Source organism: Streptomyces sp. B3I8, from assembly GCF_030816915.1.
Taxonomy (GTDB): domain Bacteria; phylum Actinomycetota; class Actinomycetes; order Streptomycetales; family Streptomycetaceae; genus Streptomyces.
Map to the genome: position 1 here is coordinate 2,564,294 of NZ_JAUSYN010000002.1, position 24,691 is coordinate 2,588,984.

A 24,691-nucleotide genomic window follows, 5' to 3' on the forward strand; every position below is an offset into this window, starting at 1 on the left:
ATACAAAGAGGTGCTGACACCGCCCCAGGGTTGTTACCAGGGCCCGGGCAAAGTCGTTGATCACGCGGCTTACTCCAGCCGTAGATCTTGGTCTTCATGCTGGCTGGGCGTCCTGGCGCCGGTAGTGGGCGGTCTTGGCCCGGGCTTGGTGGCGTCGTCGCCACTGCGACCAGCACAGCCGGTGCGCCATGTCGTGGACGTCGAAGCGACCTGTTGGGCGGGTTCCCGGCCGCCCGGCGCGGTCAGCGAGATCATCGAGGTCGGACTGACCGTCATCGACCTGAAGGCCGGTGAGCGCCTCGCCCGGCACCGGATTCTGGTGAGGCCCGTCCGATCCACGGTCAGCGAGTTCTGCACGGAGCTGACCGGCCTCACCGCCCACGAAGTCGACCAGGGGGTCGGCTTCGCCGAGGCGTGCCAAATGCTGGCGACCGAGCACCACGCAGGCACCCGACCGTGGATCAGCTGGGGCGACCACGACCGCCACCAGTTCACCCGACAGTGCCAGGCGACAGGAACGCCCTACCCCTTCGGCCGCCACCACACCAACGCCAAGGTGGTCTTCACCGAGGCATACGGCCTGCGCAAACGCCCCGGCATGGCACAGGCTCTGGAGATCGCCGGGCGGCGACTCGAAGGCCGTCACCACCGGGGCGAGGACGACGCCTGGAACATCGCGGCCCTCGTCCTCCACCTGTCCGAACAGGGCCTCTGGCCGACCACGGTCGACCTCCCCCCGCTTGACACACTCACCCGGCCCAGCAGAACCACCCGATCCAAGTGAGTCCAAATCGCCGTACACAGGGCCGGGGCGCAAACACCTCCCCCCTCACTGACACCCGGCTACGGCGAGCACCACACACCCACCGTCCCCGCCGCCCCGTCTCCGGGCCGCCCGGCCATACGGCTCCCCGCGGTGGAGGGGTGAGAGTCAAGAGTGCAGCGCAGCGAAATCGGCGCAGCCGACGCCGAAGGGCGCTCTTGACGCTTACCCCGCAACCGCCAACATACGAACACCGGGCGGCCTTGGGCGCCCTGCGACTCGGCGCCCGCATCAACGGCGTACAAGGAGCGCACCATCGGCTCACCGTCGCGCCAAGCCCCCTGCCACTGTCTCGTAACGCGCTGTCGCCTTGCCGGCACCCGCGATAACCTTCACGAAAGTGACGGCCGTTGGCGGCACAGTCGAGCAATGTGCGAGGGAAACCGTGGGACGGCGCGACGTACAAGGGCATTACGACCAGCTCGCAGCCGAGTATGACGAACACTGGGTCTACGGCCCGGAGTACGTCCCGTGGATGTCCGGCCGGATCGCCGAGGCACTGCGGCTCAGCCCCACCGACCGGATCGCCGACATCGGCTCCGGCACGGGCCTGTTCGCCAGGGAACTTGCATGGCAACTCCGGCCTCGTCACCCCATCCTGTGCGTCGAACCCTCCGAAGCAATGCTCCGAGGACTCGGCACACCGCCTCCACCGGAGCTCACGCCGGTCGTCGCTTCCGCAGAGGACATCGCTGAAGGCCACACCCGGCTGCCGTACGAGGCACTCGACGCAATGTGGTTGAAGGAGTCGGTGCACCACGTGACCGACCAGGCGCGCACACTGCGTGGCCTCGCCGACCGGCTGGCCCCTGGGGGCCGGCTGCTTGTGGTCATGCTCCCGGCCACTATTCGGTACCCCTTGTTCAAGGCGGCCCTCGACCGCTTCGAGGAACTGCAGCCGGACCCGGCCGACATCCAGGAACACCTGTGCCAGGCCGGGCTGGAGACCCGGCTCGACCACGTCGAGCACGAGCTCCGCATCGACCGGGACAGATACCTCGGCATGGTCCGCGCTCGCTACATGTCCCTGCTCTCCACTTTCAGTGACGATGAGATCGAGGAAGGCATCGAAGAGATGCGAGCCGCCCATCCGGAACCCGTACTGGCTTTCCCCGACCGCTTCGCATTCGTCCTGGGCCAGCGAGTGGAGGCGAGCGCGTGAGCACCGTCGTCGACGAACGACTGAAGCGCCTGCGACGGGAACTCGTCGACCATTCCCGGATCGCCGACCGTCTCGGACTGGATCTTGAGCGCCCGTTACGGTCCCTGAACGACGGCTATCCCGAGAACGCCGTCGCGCTGGTCGGAAAGCTGACCGAAAAGCTCCTCAAGGAGCTGTGGCGGCATCACGGCGTGGAGGGCGATCCCTCCACCAAGGCGCTGAACGACCTGGTGAAGCGCTGCCGCCCGTACATCCGTAGCAGCACGGTGCTGGATGCGCTCGACGACATCCGGCGCCTGCGCAACCGTTCCACACACGACGGTTACGACATCAGTGACGAGGACGGGCTGCTCGCGGTCCGCCGGCTCGTCGACGTCCTGATCTGGTTCACCAACACAGGAAGCGCGGCCCTGCTCGGGGGCGAACCCGACGTGGCCCCCGAGGTGGCGCGCCGCTGCGAGTTCCTCGCCGGACTCCACGTCACCCTCGGCTACCGCCAGGCCAAGCGGTTCGTACTCAGCCCGGACACCGTCTACCTCTTGTTCTGCCGCGAGTCGGGGATGCGGCTGGAATACGTGGAGTTGATGATCTCGCGGGATGCCGACGACCTCGGGACGGTTCTCACCTCCCACGGCGGTGAACTGCTCCGCACGCGGTTGCCCAAGCTGACCCGATTCGTCGTAGTGGACGACGACGGGGGAACAGCCGGTGACCTGCACCAACTGCTGGGCACGGACTTCAGGATCGTGCGGTACGACGGCTTCGTCGACACCATCGTCAACCTCGACACTCATCTCGCCGAGCTAGCCGAAAGCACAGCCCTGGACACGGCGCACGCGCAGCGCACACCCGTTGCCGCGACCGTCCTCACCACTGACCCGCACACCGGTGAGTCATCGGTGACGGAATCCGGTGACGCAGCGGAGGTAGTGGCCCGTCTGTCACGCGGAAGCGCCAACGTCCTGGTCACCGGCCGACCGGGCAGCGGAAAGAGCACGCTCCTGCGCGCCCTGGCTGCCGACCCGGGAGTCCGTCGCTTCCGCTTCTACTTCGACCTCGGACTCAAGCCGAAGGACGAGCCGTTCTCCGAGTACGCCGCTCGCATCCTGGCACCGGCCATGGCGTCGGACCGCTCCCGCGCGTACGACCTCTTCCTCTACCTGATCCGCTCCGGAAGTGCCCTGTGCGTACTGGACGCGGTCGACGAAGGTGTCGCGGAGCCGAGTCCCGCCGGCTTTCTGCGCCTGTTCACCGACCTCTCGGCCGTACTGTCGGCAGAGTCGGCGGTCGTCCTGAGTTCCCGGGTCTCCTTCCTGGCGGACTCGCCGCAGGTACGGCAGCTCCTCGACAGCGGCGCCGGCCGTTCCGAACAGCTCGTTGAGCAGATGTACGCGAACGGCGTGGACCCGTCCCGTGTGCCGCACTTCCACGTCGTACGCCTTGCCGAGCCGGCGGCCACCCCACTGGAAAGGCGTCTCACCGCGGAACTCGGCCTGCCACCGGAGCAGCCCCTCGCGGACATCCTCGGCACCCACCTCACTCGTACTCTGACCGAGCAGGGGCTTCCTGAACTGGAGCAGCGGCTTCCCGCCACGCTCGGGCGGGCGTTCCTCGCGGACCGCACCGTCTTCTCCCTGCTCGACCTGCACCGTGAGCTGGGCACCGACGCCTTCACCGAGGGGCGCCTGGATCCGGCGACCTGCGTCCTCGGCCCGCTGCTGCGGCCTGCGGGACCGGACCACGTCGCGTTCGTTCACAGCGCCTACCAGGAGTTGCTGGCCGCCCGGTATCTCGCTGACCCGGCTCACCTTGCGGCTGCGGCAAACCTTCCCGACGGCGCCTTTCTGACGGAACAGGTACGCGCCTTCCTCGCCAACCCGTCCGGCGCCGGAGGGGACGGCGAGTACGGCAGTCCGGTGCGCGAGGACTGCGTACTGCCCACCGGGGCGTATCTTGTCGGCCCGGCCGAGCGGCTGCTGATCCGCCGCATCGAGCGTCCCGTGCGTTTCGACCGCCGGGCCGTGACCGCCGCCCGGTACCGGCGCTTCCTGGAAGCGCTGGAGGCGGACGGCACCTCCCAGTGGGACCACCCGGACCAGCCGGCCGATGTAACCCACCGTCCTTGGACCGACCGGCTGCGTCACCCCGACTATTACGAGAATCCGCGCTTCGACGACCATCCGGCGATCTGCGTCAGTTGGTGGAGCGCCTACGCCTTCGCCGCGTTCGAAGGAAAACGGCTGCCGACCTCCCTCGAATGGGAGGCGGCGGCACGCGGCACCGACGGGCGGCTCTTCCCCTGGGGCGACACCCCGGACAGCAGCCGCGTCAACTGTGCCGACGCGTGGGTCGGCCACCCCGTCGTGACCTATCAGGCGTGGTACCGGGACTTCGCGGGCGACGCCGTCCGCCGGGCCGGTGCCACACCGGCCGACGACCGGCCCGGCAACCGCTCCCCGTTCGGTGTCCTGGACATGGTGGGCAACTGCTGGGAGTGGACCTCCACCACCCTGGACGACGCCGCCGAAGCCGTCATCTGCGGTGGAAGCTACGACAACCCGATGCGCGCGGTGCAGACCAGCAGCAAGGGCGTCTACCGCAAGCGCGGCGGAAGCAACGCGGTGGGTTTCCGCTGCGTGCAGGACATCGACCCGGCTGCCGTACCCGCCACGGCACGGACAGTGATCGCTACCGCCCGAGCGGAGGGGACGACAGCATGAACGACGACCACAATGGCGAACCCGGCTTCGGCGGCAGCGGCGGACCGCGATACGGGACCATCGTCAACCGGCGGCCGAGCGGCGGCGGGGCAAGTGGCACGGTCGATACCTACGTGGTCCGGGACACCGAGCAGGAGCGGTACTACAGCTTCGACTACCGGCAGATCGTGACCGAGGGATTCCGCACCATCCGTACCGGCGAACGCGTCCGCTTCCACATCAGCCCCCAAAGTCCGGACCGGGCGGAATTCGTCATCCGTCTCGACCAGCCCGATCCGGCCGAGTTCTACCGGTGACCGCGCCCAGCCCGGCACCACCCCTCACCGACGTGACGGGGGCTCGGCAGGAACTGACCGTCGTACTGCCCGCCCGGCTGCACCATGCTCCCGGCTGGCCCGAGGGCCCGTTCCCGTTCGAACTCGGCAACCGCCGCACGGACGCAGCGACCAGGTCCACCTACTTCGCGCCCGCCTCCGCGCGTGTCCTCTACGGCGCGCCCGGACAGCCTCGCCGCTGGCACCTGCCGCTGGACGTCAAGCAGGACGGACTGCGCCTGCTCGGCACAGAGCTGCTCCGCGCGGCCACCGCCCGCGATCCCGGACACGCTCTGGCCGTCCTGCACTTCACCGTGGAGCGACCGCTCCTGCCGGTACTGCGGGCCATGAGCGCACGGCGGCCGGTCACCGAAGCCGATCCGTCCCCCGGGCTCACCGGCCCCTTCGACCCCGCCGAGCTCCTCGCCGGCATCGCCGATGTTCGAGACCCCGCTGCGCCCTTCGCCCTCACTCACCCGTACACCATCGCCTTCCTGACCCCGACGGCTGAGCACACGCCCACCCTCCGCGTCGGCCCCGAGGGAGAACTGCCCGCTACGGCCGACCGCTGGCTGTGGCAACTGGCTTCCCGCTCCACCCCCCAGGACTTCCCCCTGGCCCCGGAGACTGCCGCAGTACAACTTCAGGACGCCGTACGAATCTCCGCCGACTGGAGCGCCCTGGTCCTACGACAGGGCGCCGCATTCCTCGGGCACCGCACCGATTCCGGCGAGGGCGATTTCTACGAGTTCGGCGCGTTGCATTCCCGCACCGTCTACCTCGACGCGCTGCTCCTTGGCTCACTCCAGCGCGACCACATCGACGAACTCACCGACGAGCTCTCGGACGTGTTCACCACTCCACGCCGCCTGGCCCGCCGTGTCGCCGCACTGGAACGCAACATCGCCTTTTTCCGCAGCGGCTACTGGCGCCAGCACCTGACAGCCCACGGCCCGGCCAACGAACTCCTCCTCGCCTTTCAGAACCAGCACCGCCTGCCGGCCCGCTTCGCAGAGATCCTCGCCGAGGCCGCCGACTACAGCCGCCTGGTCCAGACCCAGGAGAGCCAGCAGATCAGCGGCGCGTTGGGCGTCCTGACCATCCTGGGCCTCCCCCTGGGCACGGCCCTGGGCATCCTCCAGGTCCTGGACGATCACTCGCTGTCCCACCTGTTCACCGCCCTCGGCTTGTCCGTGGCGGCTACGGCGGGGGTGCTGACCACGCGGTACGGGAGATTGGTGCTGTCGTCGCTGCGGGGTGGGAAGAGTGGGCGGCGGTAAACAGCCGCCCAGCCCATCGGCGATGCCGCCCGCCTCCGGCCGGAAAAACCGCGCATGGGCTGGGACGAGGGCAGCGCCCGAGACCCTGAGCCGAGCATGTGCGTCCCGGACAACCGCAGGGCTACCCTCTCCGGTGTGCCAGAAGATCTCGCGTGGGAAGCGCCAGAAGGGTCCTGGGCTTCGTCTGCGGCCCGGCGCCGCAACATGCAGGCGATCCGTAGCCGGGATACGAAGCCCGAGCGACTGATCCGGCGCCTGGTGCACGCCAAAGGGCTGCGTTACCGCATCGCCGCCCGCCCTCTCTCGGATCTTCGCCGAACGGCGGACCTGGTGTTCCGCCCGACGAAGGTCGCCGTCTTCATAGACGGCTGCTACTGGCACGGCTGCCCCGAGCATTACGTGCCCCCGAAGACGAACTCCGGTTACTGGTCGGAAAAGGTTCTGCGCAATGTCGAGCGCGACCGGGACACCGACCGCAGGCTGGGCGAGGCCGGTTGGCTCGTGCTCCGCTTCTGGGAGCACGAGCCGTCAGACTCATGCGCTCAGAAGATCACTGACACCGTTCTTTCGCGGCGCACCGGACTGGCTGCTCCGCGAAACGGAGATTTCCATCTGTCCGACTGATTCCGGCCCCGGGGTCCCGAGGCCGGAATCCATGACGTAGTCGTTCAGAAGCTCTTCACGGTGCTCAGGTCGCAGAATGGCCGCAATTGCCCTGCCGACAGCCTCCGCCACCGGCGGCGGGAACGCGTTTCCCACCTGACGGTAACGCGCGGTCTTCTTACCCTGGAATTTCCAGCCACGCGGGAACCCCTGGATGATGGCAGCCTGTTCGACGGTCAGCATCGGCCCGGCATCCCGGAAGAGGTCACGCTCGGGATCGCACTCTCCCCGGTCGTTGGCGACGCCCATGGCATTGACGCCCAGAGCCTCCCACGCACGCTTGGCCCGGGTGGGTCCGAGATCAGCTCCGCCGTGCTTCCGTGAGCCACCTACCAGAGTCGGCGCCACACCCCGGCCTGCGGCTGCCGCCTTCTCCGCGTCCTCCAGCCAGTCATCGAAGACGTTCTTCCCGGTCCGGTCCCCCGGTCCAGCCGGCTCGCCCCACTTGTTCTTGTCCCAGAAGTCGCGGCAGCGCTCCTTCATGGTCTTTTCAAGCGCCCGTGCCACGGTGGCTTCATCTTCATCCAAGCGGGCGGGCCAAGAGAAATCTGCCCCGTCGCCAGGGAGATATTTTTCATGGATTGCCACGAGAATCGCCCTGGGGCGCAATTGAGGAACACCGAAATCCTTGGCGTCCAACCGGCGCCAGACCTTCCGCATCTCTGCATCCTGGCGGGCGGGGGTCCACCCCCGCTTCATCCGCGGGACAGAGTAACCAAGGTCCTTAAGGCTCTCCAGAATCTCCGCGCGGTAGCTGATGAAAACTTCCGGAGGCTCCAAAATGCCCCGCACGTTCTCGATCATCACCGCCTTAGGGCGGAGCCTGTCGATGATTTCCAGAGCGGCTGGAAATAGGTCACGTTCATCGTCTTTTCCGAGCTGTTTTCCGGCTAGGGAGAACGGAGGGCACGGGACTCCTCCCGCGAGCAAATCAAGGTCACCTGGATCCAGGTTCAGGTTTTCATATTCCTTGGACTTCAGGAATTCCTTGACATCCGTTGGGCGTAGACTATTAGCCCGCTGCGCATTCCAGCCGGGCCACCCAGCCACGTTCGCGCTCAATGTCTCGACGGCGCTCGGCTCCCACTCGACGAGGGAAAGGTGGTCAAAGCCGGCGTTGTGCAGCCCAACGGCTTGCCCGCCGGCCCCCGCGCAGATCTCGATCGAGGTCAGTGGCGAGGCGAACTGCGGGCGCTTCCGGCCGTTGGCGCGCATGGCGCTCCTCCTGGTATCACTCACGGGTGGCTCCAAGCGACCGTGCGTAATCATCGGTCTCTTGATACCAAGAGTCTCCCATTCCGCGTGCTCGCGGGGGCAACCCTGTGAGCGGACCCAGCTGATGCCCGGCCCAGCCAGATCAAGCCGAGCCGGGGAGACCAAAGCACAGAACCTACCTAGTGCCCATGTGCCGGAGCAAGACCTCGATGTCACTCGGGGCCAGCCCCGCCGCTACGGACGGTTCCTCTTCGAGATCGGCGAGCTGCTGCACCGTCGGGTCGTCCAGGATGCGCCCCATGAACTCAAGCTTCTGGTCGAGCCGTACCTCCACGACCTGGTCGACGGTGTCCCGCGCCGCGAGAACCGTGACCCGCGTGTCCGTGTCCGGCGCCAGGCCAAGGCGATGAATCCGGTCCAGGCTCTGCAAGAAACGTCCTGCCATGAAGTCGCGGTCAACGTAGACGGCGTCGTGGCAGACGTGGTGGAGGCTTATCCCCTCGCCGAGGGTCGCGGGGTTGGAGATCAGCACCATGCAGCTCGGATCCTCGCGGAAGCGGCGCAGCTGCTCTTCCCGGTCCACCGTGCCTCCGTAGACCACTGCGGGACCGTACTTCTCCAGCATCCGTTCCAAGGTGGTCAGACTGCGGACGAACGTCGTCCAAACCAGAGTCTTGCGGCCCCGGGCAGCGTTCTCGGCAACGATCGTCACCGCCTCTTTGTACTTCGGCGACAGTTCGTAGTCCGGCAGGTTCTGCATCAGCGAGTACAGGGAGCTGCCCTGAGGGATGTCCAGTGGCGGGAGCTGATACGCCAGGGGCTCATACCGGCTGCCGCCCTCAAGGAGCAGAGCCGGGCTCGTCGCCGCCATCAGCAGCCGGAGCGCCGTCTTGCCCAGCGCGCTGAGGTCGTCCCTCGCTGTGCCGTTGTTCATGCCGCCGACCAGAGAGGCGTAGATCTCCTTGTGCAGCGGCGGCATGTCGACGTAACGCATCCGCAGTTGCATAGGCGGCAGGCCCAGCTCCTGCTTGGTCGTCCTCGTGAACAGAGGGCGCAGCACGGAGCTGGCATAGGCCAGGTCACCGCCGGCCACGGCCTGGACCACCGTGCGCTGCCCGTGGCCGGGCCACACGAAGCCCAGCAGGTTTTCCAGATCCTTGGAACCGTTCGGGGCTGGCGTTCCCGTGAGGATCATCCGCCGCGTCGCGAGGGGTCCCAGCGCCATGCAGGCGGCGCCGTACGTGCCCCGGGCCCCGAGCTTCATCCTGTGTGCCTCATCAAGGAGGATCATGGAGGGCGCGGCTTTCAGCCAGTTGGCGAGCCTGGGCAGCGAACGGTCCAGCCGCTCGTAGTTGACGATCAGCACCTCGGTCCACTGGTCCATCGATCCGTCGAGCACGTGTGTGCGCAGTGGGTACCGGAAGCACACCGCCGTCTCGTAGCGCCAGGATTCGTAGGCCGACTTCGGGCAGACCACCAGAAGCCGGCTCACCTTCCCCTGCTCCTTCTGTGCCGCGTACACCGCCAGACCCACTCGGGTCTTCCCCGCGCCCGGCACACTGAAGTTCGCCCCGTGCTGGAGTGAAAGCAGCTTGGCGATGTCACGCCGCTGGAACTCGCTGAGTTCCGCCTGCCAGGTGTCTCCGAGCAGCTGCGGCACCTGGTCCGGAGCGACCTCGCCGGGCGGTTCGGTACCGGCGAGCCGCGCCTTTACCGTGTTGGCGTCCTGTACGACGCCGGCCACGAGGTCGCGCAACTCCGGCGCCCACTCGACCCCCGCGTGGTGCGGCCACCCGCTGAGAGCCCCCAGATTGGCCAGCAGCTCGTCGAGAGCGACCGACACGCTGAGGGGGCCCAGCTGGCCACCCGTACGGAAACTGGCGGCCAGCTGGACGAGGTCCTGACTGTATTCGTCAGTAGTCCTCAGGATGACCTGGGTCCGCGTCTCGTCGAACCCGAGACGCAGGGAGGTTACGGTCGAGTCTGTCACTGCGGGTCCTCCGAGGACACGGCCCTGAGCAGCCAGGCCACCCCGTCACCGGGAGTGGGCAGCCCGCGGCCGGCCTGCTGCGCGAGCTTGCGCAGGCTCGACCGCAGCTTCAACACCGCTTCGTCAAAGACCTCTTCGTCCAGGCTCCGGGAGGTGCGGGCCTGCACCAGGTCCATCACGCACTGGTCGATGCTCGCACTTGCCTCCGCCAGCCGGGCCGGCGCGAGCTGCTTGCGCTTGCGCAGCCGTGCGCTGCGTCCCGCGGACTCGATCGCCTCGTCGAACGCCTTCTTGGCGCCATCGAGAACGGTCTGTTCCTTCTCCTTGTCGCTGTCGGCCAAGCCCGTTCCCTTACTGCGCACGGCAGCGGCGGCCCTGAGGAGCTGATCGTTGAGCGCTCGGGCCTCCGAGACAGCCGAGGAGGCGCCCGGGACCGTCAGCCCCAGTCCGGGGATGGACACGGCGTCCTCACCTCCCGTGCCGGACGCCTCAGTCCTGAGAGGGGCGGGGAGAGTGTTGGCCAGGTAGTCCTCCTTCAGGAAGTCCTCGTCGATGTGCCGGACGTCCGTCTTGGAGAAGTCGAGAAGGATCGCCGCCAGCCGCCACTCCTTGAGGACTTCCGCCTGGTCCCTGTCGACGCTTTCCAGCTTCACGTACAGCCGGTGGAGTTCCTTCAGCCGCTCCTGGGCCCCCTCCCAGTCAACCAGCCGCAGCGCTACGCCCCCGCCGCTCTTACTGCGGTCGATCAGTTCCTTGATCGTGCTGAGGATCCACCGCTCCTGGTGGTACGTCTTCACCTGGATCCGGAAGTCCTTGGCGATCTGCTCGGGGGTCCTGCCCAGCGACGCCTGCTCCTCCATGGCGAGAAGCCGGTTGATGTAGGTGTAGTCGCGGCGGTGGTCCATACGCAGCTGGAGCGACAGCTCGACCGCGTTGATGTCCGCCCAGGTGAACGACTCGGGAAGCACGCCCACGCGCATCGTCTGCTCGCGGAGTTCCCGCAGCGCGACAGCCCTCGTGTTGCCGTTCACCAGCACGCCCTGATGCGTAACGAGCCCCGGATCGTTCTGTCCGAACTGCTTCAGGCTCTCCTCGAGCTTGTCGAAGTCGGGATCGCGTACGTTGGGATCGGTGGGCGACGCCTTGAGGAGGAACGTGAGGTAGTCCTGGCTGTCCCGGCTCCAGGGGTCCTTGTCGAGCGTCTCGTCAGAGTCCGCGTTGTGACTGCGCTGCGCGCGGATCCTGTGCGTTCCCGGGTTGAGGTACAGCCCGTCAAGCGGAAGGTCGATCACTTCCACGTTGGCGTGCTGTCCGTTCCAGTCGACCCTGACGGTCTCCCTCGTTCCGCCGGCGGCCTTGGCCTCTTCGACCTTCTTCTTGATCTTCTCGCTGAACTCGGCCGCGCGCGGCGGCGGCGGGAACTCCCGCTGCATTGCTTCCCCGTCCCTCTGTTGTGTCCGTGTTCGTCGTTCGTCTTCGCTGTCGCTCAGCTGTCCGCGTCACCGGGCGCGCCGGCGTCGTCGAGCGCACTGGCGACTGCCTTCCGGGCCTCTTCGGGCAGAGTCCGGTAAAGGCCCCACAGCTTGTCGATCGGTTCCGGCGTCCGCTGGTCGGCCGCGATCCAGCCGGCCAAAATCCTCCGTTCCATCGAGGACAAGTCCTCGACAAGCTCAAGGAGCGCCACCAAGTCCACCTCGCGGTCGGTGCTGCCCGAACCACAGCGCTTGCATTCGGTGACGAGCTGGTACTGCTCCGTCCCGTCAGCCAGCAGCACCTTGCGGCGGGCGATGTTGAGTACGGCCTGCGTGAGGTCGTCCCCGTACTCCTCACCGGCCGCGATTCCACAGGAGCGGCAGAGGTAGCTGTCCCCCTCAAGCGTCTTCTGCCGTTGTGCCGCCGTAAGTCCGTTCTTGTGCTTGGGCCCCTTCGCCTGACCCGGAATCCAGACATCCGCACCGCGGGAGACGAAGCGCTGCTCATCCTGCTTGAGCGACGGGTCGTCGCGGCTCGTGTCGATGCGCCAGCCGCGGTCACGCAGATCCCTGATCCGCCGGTCGATCTGTGCGACGTCCGGGAAGGCGGAACGCAGCTCGGACTTCGTGAAAATGCTGCCTTCCCCCACCTCAGTCAGAAGCCACAGCGCTGCACGCACCATGCTTCCCACCCTCCGGTCCCCGTCCATCTCCTTCTGCCACGACGGCAGCGTCATTAGCGCCTCCAGTTCGCCCGCATTGCATACCGCCTTGAATGCACACATCAAGGACAAACGGCATGCAAATGGAATACGCCCCCCACAAGCTGGCGGTTCCAACGATCTCCAGTCTTCCACCACGACCCGAATGCACGTCCAGCCCTAGAACGCTTGCTCCGAAATCAGCAAGAGAATCTCCTGCGACGGCAGGCACACTGACGGCATCGGGACACGGGGGTTGACGGCTCGTCGGCTGTTCCTGACGACTCGTCTGCAACGGAGATAAAAGGAGCGCAACGTGGCACGCGATGGAGTCGCGGCAGGTAGAGCCGCCTGGACAGACAAGGAACTCCGCAGCGAGGTGCCCCCTCACATGCGGAATCTCGCCGAGGCCTTGCAGGCACTCTGCCGACACCTGCTCCCAGACGATGCGGCCAGACGTGCCGGGAAGCGGCTGACCCAGGCAAAGGCAGCCGCCCGCATCCCCTGCGACGAGAGCTCTTTGTCCCGGTATCTGAGCGGACAACTCGTACCAGACCTGAAAACAACCAAGGGCCTGTACAGGGAAGCGTGCCTCGACGCTGGCGATGAGCACCCCGTCGGCATAACTTTCGACGAGCTAGTACTGCTTCGCAAGCAAGCGGAAGCGGAACGGCGCCGCAGCAGCAATGAAATGGCGGCCGAGATCGACTCTCTGCATGGACAGCTGCAAGAAGCGGAATCCGAGCGTGCGGCCCTCCGGCATGAGGTCGCAGAGCTCAAGGCGGCGGTAGCGGACCTCAAGGCCAGCGAAGCCGGCTTGCAAGCGCGCCTGACAGCGCAGACGGCGTCGGGTCCGCTGCCGGTCCCCCGCCGCAGGGGGGACCGGCAGCGGATGCGGCGGGACATTGCCGCCGTGCGCAACCTTGCCTCACGTGCGGCAGAGCTCGACGCGGGCGGCCGGGCGGGAGCCGCACTCAGGCTGCTGCGCCGCTCCGCCGACGAAGTTCTCAATCCCCTGGAGACGGCGGGGCTGTTGCTGCTGCTTCGCCAGCAGCAACATGACGACCTCGCCGACAACTTGATCCACGTATACGGTCGCGACCAGGACCGTGACGACGTGCTGAACGTGGCGCTCTCCCTTCACGAGCAGGGAGCGCCTGACGATGCCGGCGCGGTACTGCACGCGGCACTGGGCTGACTGCCGGCACAGAGGGCAAGAGCGAAACGCGATGGTCACCGTGCTCAGGCTCTCGGTACCGTTGAGCCCCGGATAGCCGCACCGGCGGTTATCCCTTGAGAGAGCGACCTCTGTGACCAGCCAGCGAGCGACGACGACACTGTGGCGTCCCACGGGCCCCAAGGAACTGGAGCTGGTGCGCGAGCTGAACTGGCGCGCATGGCCGCCTCGGCTCCCCGAGCAGCCGATCTTCTACCCGGTTCTCAACGAGGACTACGCCGTGAAGATCGCACGGGACTGGAACGTCAAGCATGACGGTGCCGGCTTCGTCACCCGGTTCGACGTCGAGTCTGACTTCCTGAGCAAGTACCCGGTCCAGCAGGCGGGCGGAAAGACCATCCTTGAACTTTGGGTACCGGCCGAGGAGCTTGAGGAGTTCAACGCTCACATCGTCGGCGAGATCCGGTTGGTGCACGAGTTCCGCTGAACAGCCGCGGAGTGCCTGCCCCGGACTGCGACATGCGGCCGGCCAGTGCGAGGCGGCGATGCCCTTACGCCCGATCAGGCCGCTTCCGACTCGGCTTCGTAGTGCATCTGCGCCCGGTCCAGCACGTCGTCCGGGTCCAGGCCGCGCGCGGACGTCCAGTGCAGCAGGTCGGCGATCAGCTCGACGGCTGACTCCTCCAGGACCACATCGCCTCGTCGGCCCCGTAGTGCGGCCCCGATGCGCTCCTGGTAGGACTCCAACGCCTCGACGGCGCGCTCCATCCGCAGGCACGCGGCCTCCGAACCCAGCTTGATCTCGCACCACACCGCTTTGCCGAGCGCCGTGACGACGGTGCCCCAGTCCACCGCCATCGCGGCGAGCATGTGCAGACCGCGACCGCACTCCGCGTCGCAGTCCGCGGTACGCATGGCGGGCAACGACTGGCTCTTGTCGTGCATCTCGACGCGCAGCCGCTCGCGCTTCCACTCAAGGATCAGGGTCGCCGGCGCTCCCTCTCCCACGTGCTTGATGACGTTCGTCGCCAGTTCCGTGACGACGAGCTGCGTCTCGTCGCCGGCGGTCGGCACACCCCACTGCCCGAGCTGCGCGGCAGCGGCCTGCCGCAGCAGATGTACCTGTTCCGGCAGGGCCTCGAAAGGCAGAACACAGCGGTGCTGACGGTCCCTGGTGTCGATACCGGGCATGAGCAACTCTCCCTCCCGCGCCACGCACCTGCTGCGCCCACCGTGTCCGTACGGCTGCACTGCGTAGCTGTCCGCCACCGAGAATGGCACAGAGAAGTCTCGCTGTGTAACTTCTCACGAGTCTCTATCGAGTGAATCCCGTAGTGATCGGGCTGCCGCGCTGCCTAGCCTGTTCAGGCCCCGAGCGGCTGCCCGGGCTATGCGCTGGAGGAATCCCATGTCCGTAAGGACCACCACACGCCGTCGCCAACTCGGCGCGATGCTCCGCAAGTTGCGCGCCCGCAAGGGAATGACGCTTGAGGAGGCCGGTGCGCTGGTCGGGGTGTCGAAGGCAACGGTCAGCCGGTACGAGACGCAGGCGGGTCCGGTGAAGTGGATCGTCGTCGACGCGCTGTGCCGTGAGTACGGAGCGACCGACGCCGAGCGTGAGGCCGTCGTACGGATGGCCAAGGACGCCAAGCAGCAGGGGTGGTGGAGCTCGTTCGCCGACTCGATCCCGGAAAGCATGAACCTGCTGCTCACCCTTGAGGACGAGGCCGTACGCGAGGACCACTTCTCCTGCGTCTACGTTCCTGGCCTGCTCCAGACCCGCGCGTACAGCACCGCTTTGCAGAAGGCGAACGAGATCCCGCTCCAGCCATCCGAGATCGAGCGGCTGGTGGACATCCGCATGAAGCGGCAGGAGATCCTCACCCGGCCGAAGCCGCCTCGTCTGTGGGCGATCCTCGACGAGTCGGTGATCCGCCGGGTCGTCGGATCGCCGGAGACGATGCAGGAACAGCTCGGCCGGCTGCTTGAAGCGAACGAGTCCCCTCACATCACGCTGCAAGTGCTGCCGTTCGCCAAGGGGGCCCACTGTGCCGCCCTCGGCAGCTTCGTGATCATCGGCGGCACCGAGCCCACCCTCGACGTGGTCTACGTCGACTTCCACACCGGCTCGCTCTTCATGGAGACGGACGAGGAACTGGAGCGATACAGACTTGCGTTCGAGTACCTCCGCGCACAAGCGTTGGACATGGAGGCCTCCTCCGCCCTGATCCACCGCGCGCGCAAGGAGTTGTAGATGCCTGGTCCCTCTCCCGCCCCCCACGAACTCGCATGGTTCAAGTCGTCGTACAGCGGCGGCAACGCCACCGAGTGCGTGGAGTGTGCGCATGTCGACGACAGCATGCACATACGCGACTCGAAGCTCGGAGACGAGCTTGTCATCGGGGTCCGCCAACGGGCTTGGGCCAACTTCCTGGCATCAATCTCTGGAAGCAAGCTGGCACGTGTGGGCGATTTGTAGGTGCCGCGAGCCGTTCGCGCCGGCAACACCGCACGCGTCGGACTCGGGCTGCGGCGCGGCTCCCGGTGAGGTCGGCGCCGAGACCGGACCTGTAGGACACTCCACGTAGAACAGCGGAACCGAGGAGCAGACGATCATGGGCGCACAGCGTGCGGAGACAGCCGTTCCCGCCTCCCTGCCGTTGAGGACCATCGGTGACATAAGAGCCGCCCTGCGGTCCGGGCACGGGTTCCCCGGTGACCGGGAGTCGTTCGAGGCCGACATGCAGCGCGCCCTGGAGGCGTCGTCGGAGACCGACCTCAAGGCTGTGGCGGCGGTGATCGTCGACTATCGCGGCAGGATCCGCCTGTACCAGGACCCCGATTTCGACACCGCCGTCCAGGAGGGCATCGAGCTCGCGGCACGACTGAAGCAGGAGGCCGGGGAGCAGTGAGCGGTGTCGTAGCAGCCGTGACGGTGCGAGCTGCCGAACGGGCGAAGGAACTCGGCGCGGAGCAGGCGCTGGAAGGGCTCCGGGAGGAGTTGGAGCTGGTGCCCCGGCTCGGTGTGCTGCTCGGGCCGTCCCGACAGGACGGCGTCGAGGTGCGCAAGACGAGGATCGAGCCCAGGGGTGAGGTGCCGGGGCTGGCCGTGGCCTACGTGTACACGCCCGCGCCCCCGCCTCCGACGGTGGCGATCATCGCGGTGACCCCGGACGACGGCGTGTGCAGCGTCTGAGGCTTGGAATCCGGACGGGGCCCGGGCTTCCGGCCCCGTCGGGACACAGGGTCTCAGGCCCCGTCGTCGGGTCCGTCGGCCCCGTCGTCGTTTCCGCCCTCGATGACCGTCAGGTCCGTGCGCGGACCGGCGTACGGGTCCGGGGCGCCGGCGGGGATCTTCTGGACGGCCTGGCCCTGCGCCGCCCCGTTGCCGTTGAAGACGAAGTCGGGGCGGATGCGCCAGTTGCGGCCGTCGGGATAGATGAACCCCTGAGAGGCGAGCTGCTTCAGGCCGCGGGAGACGGAGGCCTGCGACATCCCCACCTGTTCCGCGAACTTCGTCTGGCTCTCGACGAGGACGAGGCCGTGGTCCTTGCGGTTCTGGATGGCGCACATCTTGTGGAACAGCCTGTACGCGCTGGCGCTGAGATCGGCGTCGGCCAGGGCGTTGTGTGCCGCGTATCCCATCGTGGTGAAGCCTCCTCCCCTGAACCAGAGGGCATGTGCGGTGGAGACCGACGAGTGGACGGTGAAGTCGTGCACTTCGCCCGTCTTCTTGTTCACGGTCTCGATCCGGGTCATTCGCCGCGCCGCCCGCACAGGGTACCCCCAGGGGTGAATGAGAAGCCTGCAGTGCTGACTGGGTTGCGTCAGAGCTGATGTGCTCCGATCCAGTGCTGGACAGAATAGCGGAACTATTCAGTTCTGAATGACGTTATCCAGATCCGCAACATCGCCCTCGCGCTCTCGCACGTCAAAGGCCTGCCCGCCGTCCTCCGTCTTGGTAAGGAAAGGGGCCCGCCGTACCTCCGCCCCTGAAGCAACTGGTGGGCCGCCGTGTTCAACTGCCGGGGGGCTGGGGGTTTCTCGCCGTCTACGAGATGGCGTGGCTGGTGCCGGTCCGGGGCTGAGCGAGGCACACGTGGCGGGTGGTCGTTCGGCGCTCCCGGCGTCGTGGCGGGCTTTCGCCGGTTGGGGTTTTCGGGGTCCATGGATGCTCGGGCCGGGAAGTCGTCGGACCGAGCCGTCAGGCCGAGGAGTCGCCGCCCGGAAGCGTGGCGGTACGACACAGACACGGCCGGCCCGTAGGGCTTCGCAGAGCACCAGCACCAGGCCGCCGAAGCCCACCGCCGGGGGCCGATGCCGAACACGGCTTTGCGGCACGGCTCCAGCGCAATCCCCGGCGCGGAGGGATCGCTGAAAGGCTCGTTGGTTGTATGGGTGGGGTGCTCTCGTTGCTTACTGCAGCGGGGGCCCTATGTGCTCGGTGTCGTACTTGACCGCAAGCCCCTCGATGCGCGGGTCATTGTCATTGATGACCCCGCCGTTTTCCTGAGCGAGTGCGGCGATCTCGTAGAACAGCCCGTCCGGGCCGGCGGGCGCGAACACGACCAGGAACCTGGCCTGCTCGTGTCCCACCACTCGGGGCGCGTGGGCCGTTCCGCGCGGCACCATGACGAGCGTGCCCGGCGTGCCGCTCACCCGCTGGTCGCCGAGTTGGAAGTCCATCCGGCCCTGGAGGAGATAGAAAAGCTCCTCGCTGTTGTGATGGATATGAAGAGGGGGCCCGAAGCCGGGCTCCGCCGTCCCCTCCATCACGGCGATGGAGCCTGAGCCCTGGTCGGCGGCGACCTTGCCGAGCAAGTCGGGGATCAGCAGGCCGTCGCCGGGGATCGGCCGACCCTCGCCGGCCGGCAGGACGATCGCCCCATTGGGCAGGTAGCTCACGAGGTTCCCTTCCGTGGAAGCGGACTCTTCACGTGGAACACAAACGGACCGTACCCCGCTTATCCCGACCCGGCAAGGGGATTCACGACAGGGCTTGATCAAGTTCCGTTCAGGTCGGGCGCGGGGGTGGTGCCCAGGATGAGGAGGGCTCGTTCTGGTTGGTCGCGGATGGCGCGGGTGGTCGACCGCCGGGGTATCCATAGATCCACCCACCGTGTCCAGTCGGCCGAACCGAAACGTCATCCCAGCTCAACGGGGCACGAACTCATATCCGTTGTTTCCGCGGCCATTACCACCGGGACCCCGAGTGGAGGGGGTGGCCACCGGCGCACTCGGCGTGGGGCGGAGCTTCGGAGCAATACGCTCGGGTGGTTTGGCCGGTGGAGCCGACCAGTCGTCGCATGTGCTCGCTTACCTTCGTTCCGTAGTCACGCGACTACTTGGAGTGAACGGAGAGTTCGGATGCGTTCGACGTCTATGGGGCGGTTGGCAGCCCTCGCCCTGCCAGTCCGTCGTAGGGGAGTCATGCGGCGCCTTGTCCACCGTCAGCGGACGGGGGCGCTGGCCGTGGGGCTCGCGCTGGCGGTGTCCGTGCTGGTGCCCGCGGGCTCCGCCGGGGCGGCCGATCAGTACGAGTGGGCCGCGCTGGGTGACTCGTACACCGCGGGCGGGTTCGTCGGTGAGCCGCAGCCCCCGCTCGGCGACGCGTCGCGGGACGGCTGTGACCGCACCAGCGACGCCTACCCCGGCATCGTGGAGCGGGAGCTCGACGAGTTCCCGCCGGGCAAGTACGTCCACCTGACCAACGTCAGCTGCGGCAACGCCGTCATCACCGACATCGGCAGCACCAGGCAGACACCGATCAGCCCGGTCGAGCCCCCCGCCGGAGGCTGGCCCGCGGTGGACCCGCAGATCAAGCGGGCGGACCTCAACGACGGGACCGATGTCGTCACCGTCGGCGTCGGCGGCAACAGCCTGCCCTTCGGCGGCATGCTCCTCAAGTGTCTCGAACTGGGCGTGACGCCCGGCAAGTCGTGCCGCGAGTACTACACCAGTCCTCCCGACGGGGAGGAGAGCATCCGGGACAAGCTCGCCAGGGTCCAGGACGAGTACGTCGAGATGCTGGCCAGGGTGCACGAGGCCGCGCCCAAGGCCAAGGTGATCACCGTCGGCTATCCGGCCGTCCTGCCGGAGCAGGGCAGTGACTGCAACCGCGCGTCCCTCACCGAGCTGGGCGCGATCAAGCACGCGGACATCGACTGGCTCCGCGAGAACGTCCTCGAGCCGCTGAACAACACGATCCAGCAGGTCACCTCGTTCTTCGGCGACCGCTACGTCGACGTGTACTCCTCCAGCGTGGGCCACGACGCCTGCCAGCCCGCGGACACCAAGTGGGTCGAGGGAATCTGCGGCGACGCCGCCGACTACTGGCCCGCCAAGCTCCCCGGCACCCTGCTGAACTGCGCCCCCCTCAGCAAGCGGGTCACCCTGGTCCATCCCAACGCCCAGGGCCACGCCAACGCCGCCGCCCACGTCGAACGAGCCATCCGCCTCGCCCTCCTCGATCTCTGACCGGCAGACTCAACCGCCGCCGTGGCCACGGCACGTGACACATGCGCGACGCGGCCCGTCACACCTGGCCGCCCAGCGCGAGTGCCGTGGTTGCGGCGCGGCCGTCGTGTGTTACGGGGCGGCCGTCGTGTGTTACGGGGCGCCGTCGCGCTCGTCGAGAAGGCGGAGCAGGACCTCGGCCTCCGTGCGGAGGCGGGTTGCTCGGGGGGCGTGGGCGGGGGACGTGAGTTGGGCTGCGGCTTCCAGGCGTTCGTCGGCCTCGGCGCGGACGATGGTCGCCATCTCGTGCTCGCTCAGTTCGCGGCGTGGTGCCTCGGTGGTGCCGGCGCCGGTCGGGGACTGTTCGATGGCCGGGCCGTGCGCGTCGGCTTCGTCGACGGGTACCGCTTCCGCGTTGTCCAGTGCGGCGAGTGTGACGCGCAGGGCGCTCACCGCCGCCTTGTCGCGGGCGCGCATCGCTTCGGGGAGGGCCTGGCGCATACGGAGACGTAGGGACATGTGGGGACCCTACGGTCGGGGGCCCGGGCCCCACAACGGAGTTCGCCCGGGGGCCGGTCTCCGGTCCGGGCGCACGACACCGGCCACCCGGACACGCTCGCGCCGCCCGTACTCGGGCCCGTACTCGAGCCCGTACTCGACGCCCTGCGCCGGCCGGTCCGGACGATCCCTCGTTGTCAGTGCGCTGTGTGAGGCTGTCCGGGACCCCGATCGTCCGAGTGAGCACCGGAGTTCAGCCATGGCACCCCCCACTCCCTTGACCGTCGAGGAATGGCGCGCGTTCCTCGACGAACACAACACCGGCATCTTCGAGTCGGCCCGCGTCCGTGCGGCGATCGAGGAGGACCGGCAGGTCGTCAGCCCGGAGCGGTGGGAGGCCGGCTGGGCCGGTGCCGAGCCGGTGGGCGAGGAGGCGATCGTCGCCGCCGAGGAGCGGCTCGGGGTGCGGCTGCCTCCCTCGTACCGGAACTTCCTCAAGGTCAGCGACGGTTTCGAGCGTGTCGGGCCTGTCCATCTGCTCCCGCTCGAGCGGATCGGCTGGTTCGCCGACCTCGACGACGGCCTCATCGACGCGTGGGCGGGCCCCGAGGACTTCGAGGAGTACCTCACCGTCCTCAAGCGGTGCGTGGTGATAGGCCAGGACGACGGCGGCACCGGCTGCTGGTGGCTGCTGCACGTGGACAGTGCCGGGGAGGACGGTGAGTGCACCGCGTACGACTGGTCGGCCGGCGAGGCCGCGCTTCCCGAGCCGTACGACGACTTCGCCACCATGGTGCGGGAAGAGTCGAGGATGTTTCTGTAGGGCTGTCCTGCTGCCCGCTTCCCCGGCATCCCCGGCTTCCCGGCTTCCCCGGCTTCCCGGCTTCCCCGGCTTCCCGCTTTTACTTGGCCCTCACGGGGCCACGGCTACGGTGACAGCGATTGATATGACATATGGCGTACGGCGTACGGGGGAGTTCACGTTGTCGTTATCCCAACGGGTTCAGGTAGTGATCGTCGGAGCCGGGCCCGCCGGCCTGGTGCTCGGGAACATGCTGCGGGCCGCGGACATAAGCTGTGTGATCGTGGAGCGGCAGGCCCGCGTCCACGTGGAGCAGCGCGGCCGGGCGGGGTTTCTCGCACCGGCCAGCGTCCGGGTCCTGGACGAGAACGGACTGGCCGGCGGACTGCTCGCGAAGGGGCAGTCCCACGGAACGTGCGCGTTCCGTGGCGAGCACGGGCAGTTCGAGCTGAACTACGGCGAGCTGGGGCAGCGGCAGGTGCACACCGTGTACCCGCAGCAGTTGCTGGTGACCGACCTGATCGCCGAGTTCCTGGACCGGGGCGGGGACATCCGGTTCGGTACGACGGTCACCGGGATGCACGGCATCGACGGCGACAGCCCGTCGGTCGACTGCCTGGGCCCGGACGGTGACACGTACCGCCTCTCCGGGGAGTACGTGGCCGGGTGCGACGGCCAACGCGGCGCCGCACTGCGGGAGTTGCCGACCGGGGCGGCCGAGGCCTTCCGCCGCTATCACGGCGTGACGTGGCTGGCGCTGCTGGCGCAGGCGCCGCCGAGCATGGAAGCGGTGACCTACGCGGTGCACGACCGCGGGTTCGCGGGGCACATGGCGCGCACCGCCACGGTCACCCGGTTCTACCTCCAGGTACCCCGTGGGGAGGACCCCGAGGACTGGAGCGACGCGCGGATCTGGGACGAGCTGGGGACCAGGATGCGCACCGAGGAGTACGGGCCGCTGCGCGAGGGTCCGATTCTGGAACGGGCGACCGTGGACCTGAGTTCGGCGGTCAGCGTCCCCATGCAGTACGGGCGGCTGTTCCTGGCGGGCGACGCCGCCGGCCTGATCAGCCCTTCGGCCGCCAAGGGGGCCAACCTCGCCATCATGACCGCGCGGACCCTGGCCGCGGCACTGACCGACGCGCTGACCAGGGACGACCAGCGCGGGCTCGTCGGGTACTCCGATGCCTGCCTGCCACGCATCTGGCACGCGCAGGAGTTCTCGCACTGGATGATCAACCTCCTGCACGGCCCCGCGGGGGACGACGAGGACGCCGTCTTCCTGCGTCGGTTGCAGCACGCGCGGCTGATGAGCCTGCGGGATCGGCGCAGCCACCAGGATCACTTCGCCGAGAACTACGTGGGCATCTGAACGTCCCCGGGCCCCGGTCCCGGCCTGCCGGGGCGGGGACCCGTCCGCGATGAGCGGCGTTCCGCGATGAGCGGCGTTCCGCGTTCCGGCCGGTGCCGCCTGTCGTCCGGCTGCCGGTTCGACGACACCGGCCGGTCCCGTTCAGGCCGGTGGTCCGGGGTCCCTTCCGGCTGCCGGTCACCGGCGGTCCGGGCTCGCCTCGGCCGCCGGACCGGCGAAGGAACTCGGCGCCGGGCAGGGGCTGGAAGGGCGGCGGCAGGAGTGGGAGCCGACGTACACGCCCGCACCCCCGGCCTGCGGCGCCGCTGTCGTGTTCCCGCGTGTCAGGGGCGCGCCTGCCGTCCTCCGTCTCGGCAGCGGGCGGGAGGTGCGCGCGGCCTCGGTGACTCGACGGCCGCCGGTTGTCAGTGGGAGGTGTGAGCCTGTGTCAGGCAGGACCGACCTCACCGTACGAGACGACGGAGCGCACACTCATGACGACGCCCTCTCCCCTGACCACCGCGGAATGGCACGCGTGGCTCCGTGCCTACAACGCCAGGCTCTTCGACTCGGCCGACCTCCGTACGGCGATCGAGGAGGACCGGCAGGTCATCAGCCAGGAGCGGCTGGACGCCGGCTGGGCCGGTACGGAACCGGCGGGCGAGGCGGCGATCGTGGCCGTCGAGGAACGGCTCGGGGTGCGGTTCCCTCCCACCTTCCGCAACTTCCTGAAGGTCAGCGACGGTTGGGAGTACCTGGGGCCCGTCGACGTGTTCGGGACCGACGAGATCGGCTGGCTCGCCGACATCGACGGTGACCTCCTCGAAGCGTGGGACCTGGACTGGTTCCAGGAGCACCTCGCCATACTCAGGCGATGCGTGATGATCGCCCACGACGATGGTGGCAGTGGGTGCTGGTGGCTGCTGCACGCGGACAGCGTCCGGGAGGACGGTGAGTGGACCGCGTACGAGTGGTGGCCCGGGGACGGTATGGACCCCGAGCCGTACGACGACTTCGCGACCATGGTGCGGGAGCTGGCGGAGCCGTCATCGGGGGCGTGATCGGGTGCGTGGCGAGCACCCGCCGCACGCCGTCCACCACCCGCCGTGCGCCGCCCCTCGATGCGGGGTCGGGACCCCGCCCCCGACGGGCGGCGTTCAGGCCTCCGGACCGGCTACCGTTCGTCGCCGGTCCGGAGGCCCGGTCTCACTTCAGGTGGCGGGTGAAGAAGTGGGACGCCGCCTCCCCCGCGTGCTGCGGGACGCCCGTGTGGCCGCCCATGTGGGCGTGCAGGGACTTCTCCTTGGAGCCGAAGGCGTCGAACAGGTCCAGGGAGGCCTGTCGGTCGTTGCGTTCGTCGTCCCACTGCAGCAGGACGTGCAGCGGGATGGTGACCTGACGGGCGTCGTCGAACGTGGCGCGCGGCAGGAGGCTGCCCGCGAAGAGCACGGCTGCCTCGATGCGTGGCTCGACCACCGCCAGCCGGGTCGCGAGGGAGATCACCCCGCCCGAGTACCCGACCGGGCCGTCGATCTCGGGCAGCGCGAGCAGGGCGTCCAGGGCGGTCCGCGTTTCCGGGACGGCCTGCTCGACGAGCGGAAGGACGAGGGCGTCGAGGATGTCGTCGCCGATCGGTTCGCCGGCCTCCATGGCCCGGCGCAGACCGGCGCGGGCCTGCTCCAGGGCGGGCAGGCGGGGCCGGTCACCGCAGCCGGGGAGCTCGATGGCGGCCGAGGCGAAACCGTCCGCCGCGGCGTGCCGGGCCCGTGCCACCAGGCGGGGGTACATCGTGGGCAGCCCGAGCGACGGGTGGCCGAGCAGGATCAGCGGGACGGGTGCGGCGTCGGTCGCGGACGCGGGCGTCCACAGGATGCCGGGGATGTCCCCGAGGGTGAACTCGCGCTCGACGACGGCGGTGTCGGTGATGCCGGCGGCGCCGGTATCGGCGTCGTCGAGGCGGTGTTCGGACGTGAAGTTCATGGTCGTGCCTTCCGGGAATGCGCTGAGAACGGCGCTCCCGGGCGACGACCTATCGCCCGACCGTGACTCCGGAGGAGAGCACCCACA

Annotated in this window: 25 protein-coding genes; 16 read left to right on the forward strand and 9 right to left on the reverse strand. The window is 68.2% G+C overall.

Annotated elements, in window-relative coordinates:
• Positions 1–163: 163 nt before the first annotated feature.
• The 6 genes from QFZ64_RS13395 (at position 164) to QFZ64_RS13420 (ending at position 6,923) form a co-directional block, all read left to right on the forward strand.
• Positions 164–784, forward strand: a complete 621-nt coding sequence (locus QFZ64_RS13395; RefSeq protein ID WP_307071683.1) for a 3'-5' exonuclease — start codon at positions 164–166, stop codon at positions 782–784.
• Positions 785–1,208: 424 nt separating this feature from the next.
• Complete coding sequence (locus QFZ64_RS13400; RefSeq protein ID WP_307065396.1) at positions 1,209–1,985, forward strand: class I SAM-dependent methyltransferase; 777 nt, start codon at positions 1,209–1,211, stop codon at positions 1,983–1,985.
• The gene (locus QFZ64_RS13405; RefSeq protein WP_307065398.1) at positions 1,982–4,705 is read left to right on the forward strand and encodes an SUMF1/EgtB/PvdO family nonheme iron enzyme; all 2,724 of its coding nucleotides are present in this window, start codon (positions 1,982–1,984) and stop codon (positions 4,703–4,705) included. The genes QFZ64_RS13400 and QFZ64_RS13405 overlap by 4 nt, the downstream gene beginning before the upstream one ends.
• Positions 4,702–5,001, forward strand: a complete 300-nt coding sequence (locus tag QFZ64_RS13410) for a hypothetical protein (protein WP_307065401.1) — start codon at positions 4,702–4,704, stop codon at positions 4,999–5,001. Before QFZ64_RS13405 ends, QFZ64_RS13410 begins: the two co-directional genes overlap by 4 nt.
• Positions 4,998–6,299, forward strand: a complete 1,302-nt coding sequence (locus QFZ64_RS13415) for a hypothetical protein (RefSeq protein WP_307065403.1) — start codon at positions 4,998–5,000, stop codon at positions 6,297–6,299. Before QFZ64_RS13410 ends, QFZ64_RS13415 begins: the two co-directional genes overlap by 4 nt.
• A gap of 135 nt (positions 6,300–6,434) precedes the next feature.
• On the forward strand, positions 6,435–6,923 hold the full coding sequence (locus QFZ64_RS13420) for a very short patch repair endonuclease (RefSeq protein ID WP_307065405.1): 489 nt from the start codon (positions 6,435–6,437) through the stop codon (positions 6,921–6,923).
• Here QFZ64_RS13420 and QFZ64_RS13425 read toward each other — a convergent pair.
• From QFZ64_RS13425 to QFZ64_RS13440, 4 genes are all read right to left on the reverse strand, one after another.
• Entirely contained in the window at positions 6,834–8,177 is a 1,344-nt protein-coding gene (locus QFZ64_RS13425) for a DNA cytosine methyltransferase (protein WP_307065409.1), read from the reverse strand. The two genes, QFZ64_RS13420 and QFZ64_RS13425, sit on opposite strands and share 90 nt — an antisense overlap.
• A 175-nt stretch (positions 8,178–8,352) precedes the next feature.
• The gene (locus tag QFZ64_RS13430; RefSeq protein ID WP_307065411.1) at positions 8,353–10,167 is read right to left on the reverse strand and encodes a DEAD/DEAH box helicase; all 1,815 of its coding nucleotides are present in this window, start codon (positions 10,165–10,167) and stop codon (positions 8,353–8,355) included.
• On the reverse strand, positions 10,164–11,600 hold the full coding sequence (locus tag QFZ64_RS13435) for a hypothetical protein (protein WP_307065413.1): 1,437 nt from the start codon (positions 11,598–11,600) through the stop codon (positions 10,164–10,166). The genes QFZ64_RS13430 and QFZ64_RS13435 overlap by 4 nt, the downstream gene beginning before the upstream one ends.
• A 53-nt stretch (positions 11,601–11,653) precedes the next feature.
• A complete protein-coding gene (locus QFZ64_RS13440; RefSeq protein WP_307065415.1) occupies positions 11,654–12,376 on the reverse strand; it encodes a hypothetical protein in 723 nt (240 codons plus the stop codon).
• Positions 12,377–12,731: 355 nt separating this feature from the next.
• Here QFZ64_RS13440 and QFZ64_RS13445 point away from each other — a divergent pair, with 355 nt between their 5' ends.
• Complete coding sequence (locus QFZ64_RS13445; protein ID WP_307065417.1) at positions 12,732–13,538, forward strand: hypothetical protein; 807 nt, start codon at positions 12,732–12,734, stop codon at positions 13,536–13,538.
• A gap of 112 nt (positions 13,539–13,650) precedes the next feature.
• Positions 13,651–14,004 carry a hypothetical protein gene (locus QFZ64_RS13450; protein WP_307065419.1) on the forward strand — a complete coding sequence of 118 codons (354 nt, stop codon included), beginning with the start codon at positions 13,651–13,653 and terminating at the stop codon, positions 14,002–14,004.
• 74 nt (positions 14,005–14,078) lie between these two features.
• On the opposite strand, the gene QFZ64_RS13455 is transcribed toward QFZ64_RS13450, so the two are convergent.
• Positions 14,079–14,708 carry an ATP-binding protein gene (locus tag QFZ64_RS13455; protein ID WP_307065421.1) on the reverse strand — a complete coding sequence of 210 codons (630 nt, stop codon included), beginning with the start codon at positions 14,706–14,708 and terminating at the stop codon, positions 14,079–14,081.
• Between the two features lie 217 nt (positions 14,709–14,925).
• Between QFZ64_RS13455 and QFZ64_RS13460 the strand changes: the two genes are divergently transcribed.
• The 4 genes from QFZ64_RS13460 (at position 14,926) to QFZ64_RS13475 (ending at position 16,713) form a co-directional block, all read left to right on the forward strand.
• A complete protein-coding gene (locus QFZ64_RS13460; RefSeq protein WP_307065423.1) occupies positions 14,926–15,771 on the forward strand; it encodes a helix-turn-helix transcriptional regulator in 846 nt (281 codons plus the stop codon).
• Positions 15,772–15,996 (forward strand): DUF397 domain-containing protein, encoded by a 225-nt coding sequence (locus QFZ64_RS13465; RefSeq protein ID WP_307065424.1) that lies wholly within the window; start codon positions 15,772–15,774, stop codon positions 15,994–15,996. It begins immediately after the preceding gene.
• Between the two features lie 136 nt (positions 15,997–16,132).
• Entirely contained in the window at positions 16,133–16,429 is a 297-nt protein-coding gene (locus QFZ64_RS13470; RefSeq protein WP_307065425.1) for a DUF6247 family protein, read from the forward strand.
• A 17-nt stretch (positions 16,430–16,446) separates the two neighbouring features.
• On the forward strand, positions 16,447–16,713 hold the full coding sequence (locus QFZ64_RS13475; RefSeq protein ID WP_307065427.1) for a hypothetical protein: 267 nt from the start codon (positions 16,447–16,449) through the stop codon (positions 16,711–16,713).
• A gap of 53 nt (positions 16,714–16,766) precedes the next feature.
• Here QFZ64_RS13475 and QFZ64_RS13480 read toward each other — a convergent pair whose 3' ends face one another.
• Both QFZ64_RS13480 and QFZ64_RS13485 read right to left on the reverse strand, forming a co-directional pair.
• On the reverse strand, positions 16,767–17,276 hold the full coding sequence (locus QFZ64_RS13480; protein ID WP_307065429.1) for a hypothetical protein: 510 nt from the start codon (positions 17,274–17,276) through the stop codon (positions 16,767–16,769).
• Positions 17,277–17,933: 657 nt separating this feature from the next.
• Entirely contained in the window at positions 17,934–18,422 is a 489-nt protein-coding gene (locus QFZ64_RS13485) for a cupin domain-containing protein (protein ID WP_307065431.1), read from the reverse strand.
• Between the two features lie 525 nt (positions 18,423–18,947).
• Here QFZ64_RS13485 and QFZ64_RS13490 point away from each other — a divergent pair.
• Positions 18,948–19,994 (forward strand): SGNH/GDSL hydrolase family protein, encoded by a 1,047-nt coding sequence (locus tag QFZ64_RS13490; protein WP_307065433.1) that lies wholly within the window; start codon positions 18,948–18,950, stop codon positions 19,992–19,994.
• Between the two features lie 132 nt (positions 19,995–20,126).
• On the opposite strand, the gene QFZ64_RS13495 is transcribed toward QFZ64_RS13490, so the two are convergent.
• Positions 20,127–20,450, reverse strand: a complete 324-nt coding sequence (locus QFZ64_RS13495; RefSeq protein WP_307071684.1) for a hypothetical protein — start codon at positions 20,448–20,450, stop codon at positions 20,127–20,129.
• Between the two features lie 280 nt (positions 20,451–20,730).
• On the opposite strand from QFZ64_RS13495, the gene QFZ64_RS13500 reads away from it, so the two are divergent.
• From QFZ64_RS13500 to QFZ64_RS13510, 3 genes are all read left to right on the forward strand, one after another.
• Positions 20,731–21,294: an SMI1/KNR4 family protein gene (locus tag QFZ64_RS13500; protein WP_307065435.1), complete on the forward strand. Its 564-nt coding sequence runs from the start codon at positions 20,731–20,733 to the stop codon at positions 21,292–21,294.
• Between the two features lie 124 nt (positions 21,295–21,418).
• Entirely contained in the window at positions 21,419–22,645 is a 1,227-nt protein-coding gene (locus QFZ64_RS13505) for a 4-hydroxybenzoate 3-monooxygenase (RefSeq protein WP_307065436.1), read from the forward strand.
• Between the two features lie 473 nt (positions 22,646–23,118).
• Positions 23,119–23,685, forward strand: a complete 567-nt coding sequence (locus QFZ64_RS13510; RefSeq protein WP_307065438.1) for an SMI1/KNR4 family protein — start codon at positions 23,119–23,121, stop codon at positions 23,683–23,685.
• Between the two features lie 145 nt (positions 23,686–23,830).
• Here QFZ64_RS13510 and QFZ64_RS13515 read toward each other — a convergent pair whose 3' ends face one another.
• Positions 23,831–24,604 (reverse strand): alpha/beta hydrolase, encoded by a 774-nt coding sequence (locus QFZ64_RS13515; protein ID WP_307065440.1) that lies wholly within the window; start codon positions 24,602–24,604, stop codon positions 23,831–23,833.
• Positions 24,605–24,691: the final 87 nt, after the last annotated feature.

What these genes read in the sequence shown, in the direction of transcription:
- QFZ64_RS13440 (WP_307065415.1), bottom strand. Translation starts at nt 12,376, where the DNA reads ATGACGCTGCCGTCGTGGCAGAAGGAGATGGACGGGGACCGGAGGGTG.
- QFZ64_RS13510 (WP_307065438.1), top strand. Translation starts at nt 23,119, where the DNA reads ATGACGACGCCCTCTCCCCTGACCACCGCGGAATGGCACGCGTGGCTC.
- QFZ64_RS13410 (WP_307065401.1), top strand. Translation starts at nt 4,702, where the DNA reads ATGAACGACGACCACAATGGCGAACCCGGCTTCGGCGGCAGCGGCGGA.
- QFZ64_RS13435 (WP_307065413.1), bottom strand. Translation starts at nt 11,600, where the DNA reads ATGCAGCGGGAGTTCCCGCCGCCGCCGCGCGCGGCCGAGTTCAGCGAG.
- QFZ64_RS13445 (WP_307065417.1), top strand. Translation starts at nt 12,732, where the DNA reads ATGCGGAATCTCGCCGAGGCCTTGCAGGCACTCTGCCGACACCTGCTC.
- QFZ64_RS13460 (WP_307065423.1), top strand. Translation starts at nt 14,926, where the DNA reads ATGTCCGTAAGGACCACCACACGCCGTCGCCAACTCGGCGCGATGCTC.
- QFZ64_RS13505 (WP_307065436.1), top strand. Translation starts at nt 21,419, where the DNA reads ATGACATATGGCGTACGGCGTACGGGGGAGTTCACGTTGTCGTTATCC.
- QFZ64_RS13465 (WP_307065424.1), top strand. Translation starts at nt 15,772, where the DNA reads ATGCCTGGTCCCTCTCCCGCCCCCCACGAACTCGCATGGTTCAAGTCG.
- QFZ64_RS13470 (WP_307065425.1), top strand. Translation starts at nt 16,133, where the DNA reads ATGGGCGCACAGCGTGCGGAGACAGCCGTTCCCGCCTCCCTGCCGTTG.
- QFZ64_RS13425 (WP_307065409.1), bottom strand. Translation starts at nt 8,177, where the DNA reads ATGCGCGCCAACGGCCGGAAGCGCCCGCAGTTCGCCTCGCCACTGACC.
- QFZ64_RS13455 (WP_307065421.1), bottom strand. Translation starts at nt 14,708, where the DNA reads ATGCCCGGTATCGACACCAGGGACCGTCAGCACCGCTGTGTTCTGCCT.
- QFZ64_RS13490 (WP_307065433.1), top strand. Translation starts at nt 18,948, where the DNA reads ATGCGGCGCCTTGTCCACCGTCAGCGGACGGGGGCGCTGGCCGTGGGG.
- QFZ64_RS13515 (WP_307065440.1), bottom strand. Translation starts at nt 24,604, where the DNA reads ATGAACTTCACGTCCGAACACCGCCTCGACGACGCCGATACCGGCGCC.
- QFZ64_RS13495 (WP_307071684.1), bottom strand. Translation starts at nt 20,450, where the DNA reads ATGCGCGCCCGCGACAAGGCGGCGGTGAGCGCCCTGCGCGTCACACTC.
- QFZ64_RS13500 (WP_307065435.1), top strand. Translation starts at nt 20,731, where the DNA reads ATGGCACCCCCCACTCCCTTGACCGTCGAGGAATGGCGCGCGTTCCTC.
- QFZ64_RS13480 (WP_307065429.1), bottom strand. Translation starts at nt 17,276, where the DNA reads ATGACCCGGATCGAGACCGTGAACAAGAAGACGGGCGAAGTGCACGAC.